The organism is Telluria sp. ZB4P36, from assembly GCF_059685865.1.
On sequence record NZ_JCASIE010000003.1, the window covers coordinates 374262 to 387806 of the forward strand.

The 13545-nt window shown below is 65.9% G+C and carries 12 protein-coding genes; 3 read left to right on the forward strand and 9 right to left on the reverse strand.

Annotation, left to right across the window (positions count from 1 at the left end):
* Positions 1-25: 25 nt before the first annotated feature.
* Together coxB and AC56LK_RS06955 are read right to left on the reverse strand one after the other, a co-directional pair.
* Positions 26-1216 carry a cytochrome c oxidase subunit II gene (gene coxB, locus AC56LK_RS06950; RefSeq protein ID WP_497183827.1) on the reverse strand — a complete coding sequence of 397 codons (1191 nt, stop codon included), beginning with the start codon at positions 1214-1216 and terminating at the stop codon, positions 26-28.
* 310 nt (positions 1217-1526) lie between these two features.
* On the reverse strand, positions 1527-2417 hold the full coding sequence (locus AC56LK_RS06955; protein ID WP_497183828.1) for a methyltransferase domain-containing protein: 891 nt from the start codon (positions 2415-2417) through the stop codon (positions 1527-1529).
* An 85-nt stretch (positions 2418-2502) separates the two neighbouring features.
* On the opposite strand from AC56LK_RS06955, the gene AC56LK_RS06960 reads away from it, so the two are divergent.
* From AC56LK_RS06960 to AC56LK_RS06970, 3 genes are all read left to right on the forward strand, one after another.
* Positions 2503-3228, forward strand: a complete 726-nt coding sequence (locus AC56LK_RS06960) for a double zinc ribbon domain-containing protein (RefSeq protein WP_497183829.1) — start codon at positions 2503-2505, stop codon at positions 3226-3228.
* Between the two features lie 18 nt (positions 3229-3246).
* Positions 3247-3717: a tRNA (uridine(34)/cytosine(34)/5-carboxymethylaminomethyluridine(34)-2'-O)-methyltransferase TrmL gene (trmL, locus tag AC56LK_RS06965; protein WP_497183830.1), complete on the forward strand. Its 471-nt coding sequence runs from the start codon at positions 3247-3249 to the stop codon at positions 3715-3717.
* A 153-nt stretch (positions 3718-3870) separates the two neighbouring features.
* The gene (locus AC56LK_RS06970; RefSeq protein ID WP_497183831.1) at positions 3871-4458 is read left to right on the forward strand and encodes a PEP-CTERM sorting domain-containing protein; all 588 of its coding nucleotides are present in this window, start codon (positions 3871-3873) and stop codon (positions 4456-4458) included.
* Here AC56LK_RS06970 and AC56LK_RS06975 read toward each other — a convergent pair.
* The 7 genes from AC56LK_RS06975 to AC56LK_RS07005 are packed head-to-tail and all read right to left on the reverse strand — an operon-like array spanning position 4429 to position 13531.
* The gene (locus AC56LK_RS06975; protein WP_497183832.1) at positions 4429-5205 is read right to left on the reverse strand and encodes an ABC transporter ATP-binding protein; all 777 of its coding nucleotides are present in this window, start codon (positions 5203-5205) and stop codon (positions 4429-4431) included. The two genes, AC56LK_RS06970 and AC56LK_RS06975, sit on opposite strands and share 30 nt — an antisense overlap.
* Positions 5206-5222: 17 nt before the next feature.
* Complete coding sequence (locus tag AC56LK_RS06980; protein WP_497183833.1) at positions 5223-6062, reverse strand: ABC transporter ATP-binding protein; 840 nt, start codon at positions 6060-6062, stop codon at positions 5223-5225.
* Positions 6063-6073: 11 nt separating this feature from the next.
* Complete coding sequence (locus AC56LK_RS06985; RefSeq protein WP_497183834.1) at positions 6074-6952, reverse strand: ABC transporter permease; 879 nt, start codon at positions 6950-6952, stop codon at positions 6074-6076.
* Entirely contained in the window at positions 6952-8022 is a 1071-nt protein-coding gene (locus AC56LK_RS06990; RefSeq protein WP_497183835.1) for an ABC transporter permease, read from the reverse strand. Before AC56LK_RS06990 ends, AC56LK_RS06985 begins: the two co-directional genes overlap by 1 nt.
* Positions 8006-9622 carry an ABC transporter substrate-binding protein gene (locus AC56LK_RS06995; protein WP_497183836.1) on the reverse strand — a complete coding sequence of 539 codons (1617 nt, stop codon included), beginning with the start codon at positions 9620-9622 and terminating at the stop codon, positions 8006-8008. Before AC56LK_RS06995 ends, AC56LK_RS06990 begins: the two co-directional genes overlap by 17 nt.
* Before the next feature lie 15 nt (positions 9623-9637).
* Complete coding sequence (locus AC56LK_RS07000) at positions 9638-10792, reverse strand: mandelate racemase family protein (protein ID WP_497183837.1); 1155 nt, start codon at positions 10790-10792, stop codon at positions 9638-9640.
* 39 nt (positions 10793-10831) lie between these two features.
* Complete coding sequence (locus AC56LK_RS07005; RefSeq protein WP_497183838.1) at positions 10832-13531, reverse strand: TonB-dependent receptor; 2700 nt, start codon at positions 13529-13531, stop codon at positions 10832-10834.
* Between the last annotated feature and the right edge of the window lie 14 nt (positions 13532-13545).

Below are 13545 nucleotides of genomic sequence, written 5' to 3' on the forward strand. Positions count from 1 at the left end.
CGATTTCCCTGAAGCTAGAGCTGAATCACTTGCTGCGTGCAGCCAGCACTTCGGCCGGTTGAACGATGTTTTCCGCAGCCTTGTTCGACCAGGTATTGCGGGTGTAGGTAATCACGGCGGCGATCTCGGTGTCCGAGAGCTGCTTCCAGGCCGGCATCGCAGCCGGGTAGGCCGGGGTGTCCTGGCCGTTGAGCAGCACCTCGACGTTGTGGGCCTTGGCGCCCAGCACCACCTGCGAGCCGTCCAGCGAGGCGAAGGCGTTCGGCACGCCCTTGCCGTTGGCCTGGTGGCAGGCCACGCAGTTGGCGTTGTAGACCTGTTCGCCGCGGGTCTTCAGTTCATCGATGGTCCAGACCTTGTTCGGGTCGTCGGCCAGGGCGGCCATTTTCTTCTTCTCGCCGGCGACCCAGGCGGTGTAGTCCTCGGCGGACACCACGCGCACGACGATCGGCATGAAGGCGTGGTCCTTGCCGCACAGCTCGACGCAGTTGCCGCGGTAGACGCCGATCTTGTCGGCCGTGAACCAGCCGTCGCGCACGAAGCCGGGGATCGCGTCCTGCTTGATGGCGAAGGCCGGGATGGTCCAGGCGTGGATCACGTCATTGGCGGTGAACACCATGCGGATCTTCTTGCCGACCGGAACAACCATCTCGTTGTCCACTTCCATCAGGTAGTTTTCGCCCTTGTTCTCGGTCGCTTCCTCGCCCGGCAGGCCGATCTGGGCGCGCGGGGTGGACAGGTTCGACAGGAAGGAAATGCCCTCGCCTTCGCCGTTCAGGTAGTCATAGCCCCACTTCCACTGCATGCCGGTGGCCTTGATGGTGATGTCGGCGTTCGACGTGTCCTTCAATGCGATGACGGTCTTGGTGGCCGGCAGGGCCATGCCGATGACGATCAGGAAGGGAACGATGGTCCACGCGATCTCGACGGCGGTGGATTCGTGGAAGGTGGCGGGCTTGTGGCCGAGCGACTTGCGGTGCTTGAACACCGAATAGAACATGACGCCGAACACGCCAACGAAGATCACGATGCAGACGATCATCATCCAGTTGTGCAGGTCGTAGATGTCGGCGCCGACGGCGTTCACCGGGGTCTGCATGTTCAACTGGTGTTCCACCGGCCGGCCGGTGATTTCCGGTTCTGCAGCCCATGCTGGGATGCCGGCCGTTGCTGCGAGGCCGAACAGCATGGCCCCAAGTCGCGTTGCGTATGTCATGTTGTCCCCAACCACCCAAAATAGAATATTTTTAACGGTCGACAATTCCATGAACGAACTGCCGCCGCTCCGAAACATGTTTCACAGAACGGTTCATACCAGTCCGCGAAATTGCGCTGCGGATACGGTGGGAACCTACTCGCGGGCGGCGCCCGCGGCTCTGCTGATGCTGCAATTCATTCTCTTTTTGCGCCGGACTGCTGCTTTTTTCAGCGTTTTCCTCGTCCAGACGACAAAAATAGCCACTGATTATAATCAAACCAGTAATTTTTATTCAAGGAAAATCGGGCGGCGTTGTTGCCGCGAGTTATTAAGGCTTGCGCGGCTGGAAACGCACGATCGCCTCCCCTGCGGCGGTGGTCTTCGGGGCCGGCCGGAAGGCATGGCCGTAGATGACCTCGAACGTGAGCCCGAGCTTGCCGTCGGGGCGGCGCTGGGCCTCGAAGGCATCGAGCATGCGCTGCCAGGCGGCGCGCCCGATCAGGCCACGGCGGCGCGTGGCCAGCGGGTTGCCGCCGAGGGCGCGCACGTCGGCCAATAAGGCCGAGGCCGTGTCGTAGGTGACCGTGATGCGCTCCATGTCCATGACCGGGGTGGAAAAGCCCGCCTCCACCAGCTGGTCGCCGAAATCGTGCATGTCGACGAAAGGCAAGGTATGCGGCGTTTCGTCCATGGCGGCAAAGGCGCTGCGCAGTTCGGTGAAGGTGTCGGGACCGAAACACGAGAACATCAGAAGTCCGTCGACCCGCAACACACGGCGCCATTCCGCGAACACGCGGTCCGGCTGCGGATGCCAGTGCAGCGCGAGATTCGACCACAGCAAATCGAGCGAGTTCGGCCCGAAGGGCAGGCTGCCGAAGTCGCCGCAGAGGATGTCCACACCGGCCTTGGCCGGCAGCAGACGGCTGAGCATTTGGTTCAGCGAGCGCGTTGCCGGAGCCGGTGCTTTGGCGGCCGCGGCCATGGCCGGGACAGCGTCCATGCCCAGAATCTGGGCAGCCGGATAGGTTTTTTGCAGCAGGGCCAGGTCTCTGCCTTCGCCGCAGCCGGCGTCGAGCACCTGTTTCGGGACGATTTTGACGAGCTGGAGGCGCTCGTGCATGCGCTGGGCGATCTCCCGGCGCAGGAAGTCCGAGGGCTGGACGCGGCCGGCCTGGGCGAACAGGGAGCGGACGCGGGCCTGGTCGATCGGCGCGCTCATCCGGGAAGGTTGCGGTGAAGCCATGGTGGTGATACGGACAAATGAGATAATGGCGGAGTGTACATGCTCCCGTGGATTCGAGTAGATGCTCCTGCATTCCCGCTGGGCCGACTTGCTCCCTACGCTGCTCCCGTCCAGCTGCGTGCTGTGCGGCGCCCTGGGCCGGGAACCGGTCTGCCCGGCCTGCTCGCAAGCCTACGCGCATGATAGCCACCCCCGCTGCCCCTGCTGCGCCAATCCGGTCGGCATCCAGGACGCGGCGCGGCGCTGCGGCGCCTGCCTGGCCGATGCGCCGGCCTTCGACACGACCATCACCGCCTGCGACTATGCCGCGCCGGTCGACGGCCTGGTGCTGCAGCTGAAATTCGGCGCACGGCTGGCGCTGGCGCCGTGGATGGCGGGCCGCCTGTGCGCGGCCCTGCTTGCGCGCGGCGACGGGAGGCTGCCGGACCTGCTGTGCCCGGTGCCGCTGGGGCCGCGCCGCCTGGTCGAGCGCGGCTACAACCAGGCCCTGGAAATGGCACGGCCCTTGTCCGCCGCACTCGGCATTCCGCTGGCGCCGCGGCTGCTCGAACGGCGCATCGACACGGCCGCGCAGTCGGGCGTGGCGCCGGGAGAACGGCGCCGCAACGTGCGCGGCGCCTTCGCCGTCGCGGACGGCCAGCCCGGGCTGGAGGGACGGCAGGTCGGCGTGGTCGACGACGTCATGACCAGCGGCCATACACTCGATGAAATAGCCGGCGTGCTCAAGCGTGCCGGCGCGGCGCGCGTCACGAACCTCGTGTTCGCCCGCACGCCGCCTCATGAATGAAGATAGAAGGAGAACAGCTTGTTCCACGTCGTACTGGTCGAACCAGAGATCCCGCCGAATACCGGCAATGTCATCCGCCTGTGCGCCAACACCGGCGTCCAGCTGCACCTGATCGAGCCGCTCGGCTTCACGCTCGACGACGCCAAGATGCGCCGCGCGGGGCTGGATTACCACGATTACGCCACCATGAAGGTGCACAAGAACTGGGAAGCCTTCCTGGCGGACGCCAGGCCGGACCCGGCGCGCATGTTCGCCCTGACGACGCACGGCTCCTCGCCCTTCGCCGATGCCGGCTTCCGGCCGGGCGACGTGTTCGTCTTCGGCGCCGAATCGCGCGGCCTCGACCCGACCCTGCGCGAAAGCTTCCCGCCGGCCCAGCGCATCCGCCTGCCGATGATGCCGGACAACCGCAGCCTCAACCTGTCCAACACGGTGGCGGTGGTCGTCTACGAGGCCTGGCGCCAGAACGGCTACGCCGGCGGCAGCTAAGGAAGCTTCTAGACGGCAATGTTACTTGTTGTCGCGCAGCTGCGACACAATGTGGAATAATCTACAAGGCAGCGCGACAGTATCGGGCGAACAGGAGTACGCTGGTCACATCAGTGTTTGATCGGCGCCCCTGTTTTTTGCTTGAGGTTTCACATGAAAAAGTTTCTTTCCACCGGCGCCCTGCTCCTGTGCTGCACTGCCGCCCACGCGGATCCCGGCGACACCATTTCCTGGGGCTTTTCCTTCACCGGTTTCTACGACAGCGTCTCCAACAGCTTCCTGCCCGACGCAGTCATTTCCGGCTCGTTCCGGGGCAATGACCTCGACAGCGACGGCTTGCTGGAAAAAGATGAGTTGCTGACCCTGGTCGTGGGCGAGCTCGACTACATCGCCTGCGCCGCCACCAGCAATGCGTATTACACCTGCGGCGCGACCGGCTTCTCGTTCTCGCAGGATGCCGGCCTCTATTTCAGTGTCGGCAGCTACGGCAGCGATCCGGAAGGCTGGGTCGGCGGCGGCCGCCTGATCACCACCGGCGACCAGCACTATGCCTACGAGTTCAATCCCGGCATGACCACCGAGCGCCACCTGTACTGGACCAGCGATACCAGGCTGAGCATGATGTCGCAGGCGCCCGAGCCGCACACCTGGGCCATGCTGGCCGCCGGCCTGCTGGGGATCATGTGGCGCTCACGTTCGACACCAGCTTCTTCAGGTCATTACGCCATCGGGCATGCGTGACGGGGCGATCGAATGGCGGGTGGCGGCGACCAGCGCCCGTGTATAGGGATGCGGGCCGGTTTCCGCGGTCAGCCGATCGCGCGGCTGGATATCGACGATCCGCCCCTGTTGCATGACCCCGACCCGGTCGCACAGGTGCACCACTACCCCCAGGTCATGGGTGACCAATAGGTAGGTCAAGCCATCGCGCGCGCGCAGTTCGGCCAGCAGGTTGAGGATCTCCGCTTGCACCGACACGTCCAGCGCCGAGGTGGGTTCGTCCAGCAGGAGGATGCGCGGCTCGAGGATCAGGGCCCGTGCGATCGCAACCCGCTGGCGCTGTCCCCCCGACATCTGGTGCGGATAGCGCCACCGGAAGGAAGCATCCAGCCCCACCTTGGCCAGGATACGGGTCACCCGGCCATCGACATCGCCGATGCCATGGATGTGCAGCGGCTCCGACAGGGTCGCATCGACGGTGTGGCGCGGATGCAGGGAACCGTAGGGATCCTGGAATACCATCTGCGTGCGGCGGACACGTTCACCGTCGATCCTGTGCCCCAGCTGCTTGCCGCCGATCCGGATCGCGCCCTGCCAGTGCTGGTAGAGACCGGCCAGGCAGCGCAGCACGGTCGTCTTGCCCGACCCCGATTCACCGACCAGTCCGAATGCTTCGCCTTCGCCCACGGAAAAACTCACGTCGTGGAGCACCTGGTGGCGCTTGGCGCCGCTACCGAACGCCAGCTCGAGTCCCTCGATTGCAATCATGTTTTTCTCCAATAGGGCTAAGCGGCCAGCCAGCGCGGATCCCGCTGCAACACCGGCAAGCTGGCACGCCGGCGGTCCATGTCGGGCACCGCGGACAACAGGGCGCGGGTGTAGGGATGGCGGGCATGCTCGAGCTCGGACGCGGCAATCGACTCGACCACGCGGCCGGCGTACATCACCAGGACCCGGTCGCAGAACGCACGGACCAGGTTCAGGTCGTGGCTGATGAAGACCAGCCCCAGTCCACGCTGGGTGATCAATTCATCGAGCACTTCCAGTACCTGCATTCGGACCGATACGTCGAGCGCCGAGGTGGGTTCGTCGGCGATGACGACTTCAGGCTCGGTAATCAGCATCATCGCAATCATCACGCGCTGGCCCATGCCGCCGGAGATTTCGTGCGGAAAGCTGTCGTACACGCGCTCCGGATCGCGAATGCGCACCGCCTCGAACATGCCGACGACACGCGCTCGCGCCTCGCGCCCTGCGATGCGCCGGTGCGCACGCAAGGCTTCGGCGACCTGGTCGCCGACCCGCATCACGGGATTGAGCGAGTATTTCGGATCCTGCATGATCATCGACATGCGCTGCCCGCGGATGGCGCGCATCGTCCGCTCGTCCGCGCCCAGCAGGTCGGTGTCGCCGAAGCGCATGACGCTGGCCTCGACGCGGGCGCTGGGCGGATGCAGCTTGAGCAGGCTGCGCCCGACCGTCGACTTGCCGGAGCCGGACTCGCCGACGATCGCCAGTTTTTCCCGGCCGAGCGTGAACGACACGTCGCGCACGGCATCGACCGTGCCGTCGCGGCCGGCGAAGCGCACCCGCAGGTCGCGCACCTCAAGTTTGGTTTCGTTCATGGCTGTTCCTTTCAGCTGCGTGGATCGAACACGTCGCGCAATCCATCCCCGAGCAGGTTGAATGCCAGGCTGACCAGCATGATCGCCGCGCCGGGCATGGTGACGAGCCACCAGCACTCCATCATGTAGCGGCGCCCGGCGGAGATCATCGCTCCCCACTCCGACAGCGGCGCCTGGGCGCCGAGGCCGAGAAAACCCAGGCCGGCCGCGGTGAGGATGACGCCGGCCATGTTCATGGTCAGGCGCACCACGACGGAGGAAATACAGAGCGGTACGATGTGGCGCAGCAGGATGCGCGCCGGCGAGGCGCCCAGCAGGCGCGCGGCGGACACGAAGTCGGCGTTGCGCAGCGTCCTGGTTTCGGCGCGCGCCAGGCGCGCGATCGGTGGCCAGGCCGTGAGTGCGATGGCGATGACCGCATGTTCCAGGCCCGGTCCGAGTGCGGCGACGAAGGCCAGCGCCAGCACCAGGCTGGGAAACGAGATGAAGATGTCGGTGACGCGCATGAAGACGGTATCCACCACGCCGCCGAAATAGCCGGACACGGTGCCGACGGCGAGGCCCACGGGACCGACCACCGCCGTCACGAGCAGCACGATATACAGCGTGGTACGGGCGCCCCAGACGACACGGCTGAAGACATCGCGTCCATATTCGTCGGTGCCGAACCAATGGCCGCCGCCGGGCGCCTGCAGGGTCGCGGCGAGATCCTGTGCCTGCGGATCGAACGGGGCGATCAGGGGCGCGCACGCGGCCACGGCGACGAGCAGCAGCACGACCAGGGAGCCGGCCAGCGTCATCGGGTTGTGGAACAGGTGACGGGCCGCGCGCAGCAGGCGTGACCGCGTGGCCTGCGCCGACGTCGCGGGGAGAGTCAGGGTGGAATTCATCAGCGCATCCGCGGATCAAAGAGGTTGTAGAGAAAATCCGATGCGAGGTTCAGCGCCACGAAGATGATGCCCACCACGAGCACGCAGCCCATCACCGCATTCATGTCGCCCAGCAGCAGGCTATTGGTCAGGTACTGGCCGAACCCGGGCCAGGCGAACACCGTTTCGACCAGCACGGCGCCCTCGAGGAGCGTGCCGTAGGCCAGCGCAACGATCGTCAGCAACTGGACCAGGATGTTGCGGAACGCGTGTTGCCACACCACGCGCCACTCCGGCAAGCCCTTGACCCTGGCCGTCAGAATGTATTCCTGCGACAGCTGGGCGAGCATGAAGCTGCGCGTCATGCGGCTCAGATAAGCCATCGTGTGCAGCCCAAGGATGCAGGCCGGCAGGAGGATGTGGCGGGCGGCGTTGGCGAAGGCGTCCCACTTTCCCGCCAGGGCCGAGTCAATCAGCAGCATGCCGGTCAGCGGACGTACCGCGCCGTCGAATTCCAGGTCGATCCGGCCCGAGCCGCCTGCCCAGCCCAGCCAGGCATAGAACACCAGCAGCCCCATCATCGCGAACCAGAACACCGGCACCGAATACCCGGTCAGCCCGATCACCCGCACCACGTTGTCGCCCCAGCGCCCGCGCCGGGTGGCGGCGAACACGCCAAGCGGCACGCCGGCCGCCGTGCCGATCAGGATCGCCACCGTCGCCAGTTCCAGGGTGGCCGGGAACACCCGGGCGATGTCGGCCACCACCGGATTCCCGGTCAGCAGCGAGGTGCCGAGTTCGCCGTGGACCAGTTCACCCAGGTAGCGCCCGAACTGCAGCCACAGCGGCTGGTCCAGGCCGAGCTGGGCCTTGACCTGCTCGTACATCGACGCGTCGGCGTCGGGGCCGACGATGGCCAGCACCGGATCGACCGGCATCACGCGCCCGATGAAGAAGGTGAGGATCAGCAGGCCGAACAAGGTCAACACGGTGCTCAGCGCGCGTGCGCGCAGGGCGCCGACGCGGGACAGCCAGAGCACGAGGCGGGGACTCGCCGCGGCTGGCGTCAAGGGACTAGTCTTTGTAAACATTGCGCAGGTGGGTAGTAGCCGACGGGTGGTTGACATAATTGCGGACGCGCTTGCTCAGCACGACCGTCTCGAGCATCTGCGCCAGGGGCTGGATGGCGCCGACCTTCTCGTCGTAGAGATGCTGGATGCGCTGGTACATCCCGGTTTGCCGCGCCGGGTCGCGCTCGACGACGGCCTGTTCGATCAAGCCGTTGATCTCGGGATCGAAGAAGCTGGTGCGCCATCCCTGGAAGTTGGTCAGCCTGGCCGCGTCGCTGTTGTCGGGGTTGTAGACCAGCGCGCGCAGATTGGCATGCGGATGGGGCTCCACGCCGCCGCCGCCGCGCCCGACGATGATCTCGAACCTGCGGTCGCGCATGGCCCCGTACACCTGGTTGCCGGTGCCGGACAGGATCTCGGCGTGGATCCCGGCCTGGGCCAGCGTCGCCTGCAGGGCGGTCGCGATGTTGATCAGCGGCGGATCGGACAGCACCCGGATCGTCGTCCTGAATCCTTGCGCGTAGCCGGCTTCGGCCAGCAGTTTGCGCGCGCCCGGCAGGTCCAGGCGGTAGCCGGGGTCGGGCAAGGTCGCGGCCAGGCCGATCATCACGGGGCGCTGGTGGCTGACGCCGTAGTTCGGCATGATGGCGCGGTTGATGCCCTGGTAGTCGATCAGCTTGCGCAGCGCAAGACGTACGCGCCGGTCGGCGAAGCGCGCATCCTTCATGCTCACCGCGACGTAGTACGAGGTCCCGCGCAGGACCGGTTGCACCGTCACGCCGGCGTGCTCGCGCAGGGCCTCGATGTCGGGCCCCGCCATGCCGGCCGCCACGTCGAGGTCGCCCCGCTCGATCATGAAGCGCAGCGACAGCGATTCGCCGATGTGGCGCATCACCACCCGGCGCAACCTGGGCCGGCCACGCCAGTAGCCATCGAAGCGATCGAGCAGCATGGCATCCTTGGCGCGCCATTCGGTCAGCGCGAACGGCCCCGATCCGGCCGCGTGGTTGAGCAGCCAGCGCGCGCCGAGATCGCCGTTCACCTGGTGCGCCAGTACCGCGCGGCGGTCGAGGATCGCCGAACTGACCGAGGTGGCCAGCGTGTACAGCACCATCATCGGGTCGCCCGGCTTGGGAAGCACGATATGCAGCGTACGGGCGTCGCTGGCATAGATCAGCCTGTCCACGTTCGCCCTGCTGAAGCCGTAGCTCTTCCATGGCGAAGCCATCGCCAGGTTCAGCTTGAGGACCCGGCGCAGCGACCAGGCCGCGTCCTCGGCGCCAAGCGGATTGCCCGACTGGAAGCGCGCGCCCTCGCGCAGCGTCAGGACGATGCTGTTGCGGTCCGGCGCGATCTCCCAGCGCTGCGCAAGGGCCGGCACCAGCCGGGTCGGCTGGTGCGGATCGAGTTCGACCAGGTAGTCGTAGAGGTTGGCGACGACGCCCAGCACGTCGTTGCCGGTGGCGCCGGCCGGGTCGATCGACAGCAGGTTGTTCATGTTCATGCCCATGACCAGCTGGTCACGGGGGGTGGCGGCCGGCGTCGCATGCGATGCCGCCGCCAGCAAGACGAAGCCCGCGCGCGCCAGCCACGCTCGTAACGGAGCGCGGAACGATGTCATTGCGATTGCCATGGTCTAGTACCTGGCCACGGTGTTGGCCTCGATATAGGCGAAGTTGATGTCTTCCCCCAGGCCCGGCTGCTGCGACAGATGGACGAAACCGTCCGCGTCCATCGGGTCGGGCAGCGAGTTGAGATAGGCCGGCACCTCGTCGTAGTCGAGGAAGGGATGCAGCAGGCCGCGCTCGTACCAGCGGCAGTTCTTGATCGCCGCGGTGACGGCGAGGTTCGCCGCGCCGTTGCCATGCACTTCGCAATCCATGCCGAAGGCCTCGGCGAGGGCGGCGACTTTCATTGTCGGGCCGATGCCGCCGACCCCGGGCACGCCGGCGCGCAGGATGTCGCAGGCGCCGGCGACGGCCCAGTCGGCCCGGCTGTGGTGCTTGCCCGAGATCGATTCCGGCCCCACGATCGGGATGTCGAGCTGCCCCGCCAGCCACGCATAGGAGGCGATGCTCTGCTCGTTCATCATTTCCTCGAACCAGGCGAAATTCAGCTTTTCCAGCGCACGGCCGATGGTCAGGGCATCGGTGCGGCTATACCAATGGTAGCCGTCCAGCATCAGTGCGATGTCCGGGCCCACCGCTTCGCGCACCGCCGCGCAGGCCTTGATGTCCATCGACACGCTGGGCGCGAAGGAAACCGGCGGCATCCAGGTGTGCAGCTTGATGGCCTTGTAGCCGCGTCCTACCAGCTGCTCGGCGAAGGCCGCGTAGTCGTCCGGGGTGGCAAGCCCTCCTTCCAGTTGGTCGCCGCACATGGTACTGCCGTAGGCCGGCACCTTGTCGCGGTAGGCGCCCAGCAGCTTGTAGACGGGTAGGCCCAGCGCACGCCCGGCCAGGTCCCACAGGGCCTGTTCGATCACCGCCAGCGCACGATCGGTGAGCTGGCCGGCGCTGCCGCGCTGCCAGTGCTCCAGGTCCTGCCACAGCCGCTCGCGGTCGAATGGATCCTGGCCGACCAGCACCTTGCGCGCGAACGCTTCCAGGATGTGCGGCCGGATGACTTCGACCGGACCGAAGGCATGGCCGCGGTGGCCGTCGTCAGTGGTAATGGTCAGCATGGCCAGCCTGGCCCGCTGCTCCGGTCCCGGATGGGAATGGCCGGCGCTGTCGGTGCAGCGCTTGCTCAGGTATTCGAATACGGTACCCTGTACGCGTTCAATTTTCATATGCGGTCTCTTGTCAAAAAAATCTGCGGGCGCCCGCGCTCAGAACCCGTAGGTGACACGCAGGTTGTATGCGCGTCCGATCGGGCTGGACACATTGCTTGCGTAGCCCAGCGCGTTCGAATTCGTTACCGGCGGATTGGTATCGAACAGGTTGCTCACGCCGAAGGCCACGGTGGTGTTGCGGATGCCCTTGTAGGTCAACATCGAATTCCAGATCGAGTAGGGTTTGATGTCGCGGTGATACTCGGGCGCCACGTTGTTCAGGTCATGGTAGCCGGTGTTGTAAAAGTTGCTGAGCTGGGCGAACCAGTCGCCGCGGCTCCAGGAAAGCCGCGCCGTGTGTTTCCAGCGGAAGGTGTAGGTCGGGCTGGCGCTCACGTTGCCCGAACCGACCGAGCCGAACCGGCCGAGGTTCGAGATCCACGCGCCGCCCTTCTCGTTCTGGGTCTCGAAGCGGGTCACGTACGTGCCGTCCAGGTTGAAACGAAAGTCGCCCCAGGCACTGCGCGGCACCACGTACTGCAAGCCCAGGTCGATGCCGCTGGTGCGCAGGTCGCCCAGGTTGGCCGCGGTGTTCCTGACGAAGGCAAGCGAGCCGTCGGCGTTCCGGACGAACAAGTCGGCGTATTTGGCCGGATTCGTGAAGATGGCGTTTTGCGCCAGCACGCCGATGCTGTCGGTAACCTGGATGTCGAAGTAGTCGATGGTGACCGAGGCGTTGCGCATGGGTTCGATCACCGTGCCCAGCGTCAGGTTACGCGCCTTTTCCGGCTGCACCTCGGGGTTGCTGCCCTGCTGGATCGGCAGAAAGGCATTGCAGACGATCAGTGGGTTGGCGCCGGGCACGGCGACGCCGGTGCCGGCCCGGCCCGGGATGCCGGGGCACAGCTTCGGATCGTCCCACCTTGCGCTGCTGATGGCCGTCGCCCCGGGCAGGCGGTAGCCGTAGCGGTCGAACAGGGTCGGCGCACGGAAGCCGGTGCTGGCCGAACCGCGCAGCATCAGCGCCCGTGCCGGCTGCCAGCGCACGCTGAGCTTCGGATTCACGGTGCCGCCGAAATCGGAATAGCGGTCGGCACGCACCGCCAGGCCGACGTCCAGGTCCTTGGTGAACGGCAGGTCGACCTCGGCGAAGGCGGCGGCGACGTTGCGCTGGCCCTGCGCATAGCTCGGCAGGCGGTTCTGGTAGGGCACCAGGATGTCGTGGTCGAGCGAGCGGTCCCGGTTGTTCTCGTGGTGGAATTCGGCACCGGTGGCCAGGGTGAGCGCACCGCCGCCCAGTTGGCCGAGTTCGCGCGTGAAGGTCGCATCGGCGCCGGTATACAGATTGGTGGTATGACGAATCTGCCAGCCGTCGACCGAGATGCTCTTCAGGTAGTCACGCCCCTTCGCATCCTGGGCGCCGAAAGGATTGAGAATGCCGTTCAGGACCCCTTCGTTGAGCTTGGGCCCGTTCAGGTAGCCCTGCACGAAATAGGAATCGCGTTCGCCTCGCGCGTAGGTGAAGCCTGCGCGGTAGTCCCAGCCCAGCGCGCGGCCTTCGTCGGTCAGCAGCAGGCGCAGGTTGCGCTGCTCGTCCCTGGCGATCGCCGGGCCCAGTTCGGCCACGCTCCACGAGACATTGAGGGGCGAGCCGTTCAGGCCCGCAATCGCGGGAACGCCCGCGCTGCCGCCCGGATAATAGGGACTAGCCGGCGTGATCCGCATCACGGCGCCGTTGAAGCCGACGCTCGTCGTCGGCGCCCTCTGGGTGGTGATGTGCTCCTGTGCATACAGGAGTTCGGCGGTGAACAGCTTGTCGCCGCCATGGCGCAGGCTGCCCTTGCTGAAGAAGGTGGTCTGCGCATTTTCCGGCAGCGCCAGCACATAGTTCGCACTCAGCGCGCAGGTGTTGCGCAGCGCCGGCACCGAGTAGGGCGCGGTGCAGCCGGAGGCGTAATAAGGGTTGCCGGTAATATTGGTACTGGGCGAGAATACGTTGGCCGGCTGCGCATAGGTGCCGCTGCTCGCCTTGGGGGCAATGCCCAGGCGGGCCAGCAGTTCGGGGCTGCTCAGCTCCGGGCGGTCGGCGGAGTCGAGCGCGGTACGCTTGTGATGGTCCACGGTCGCATAGATATTCCATCCATCTTGCGCCAGCGACCCCTTCCCGCCCAGCACCGACACGCGGAATTCGCGTCCGCCGCCGGCGCGCTCCGGCTGCACCACCTGCCCGGTCAGCTCCACGCCCTCGAAGGTCGGCTTGGTAATGAAGTTGACCACGCCACCAATGGCGTCGGTACCGAAGGTCGAGGAAGCGCCGTCGCGCAGGATCTCGACGCGGTTCAGTGCGCTCATCGGTATCACGTCGACATTCACGAAACCATTCGACAGGGGTTCGTTGGCGAGGCGCCGTCCGTTCAGCACGACCAGCGTACGGTTGATGCCGATACCGCGCATGTTGACATTGGTGCCCGCTCCGGCGGATGAAGGCACATTGGTGGCGCCCACCGGCATGGACGTCATCACGTCCGCGATCGTGGTCAGCGCGCTGTTCTTCATGTCCTCCTGCTTGACGCTGGTCACGGGTAAGGCATTCTCACTGGCAATGCGCTTGATCGTGGAACCCGTGATCTCGACCTTCTGTACCGGCTCGGTGGCGGGGTTTTGCTGGGCCATCGACTGGTTGGCCAGGGTCATGGCCGCAAGCGCGATGGACGATAAGGCGAGACTGCGCGGCAATGCAGGGCGGTTGTTGTGCATGTTGTCTCCAAAGT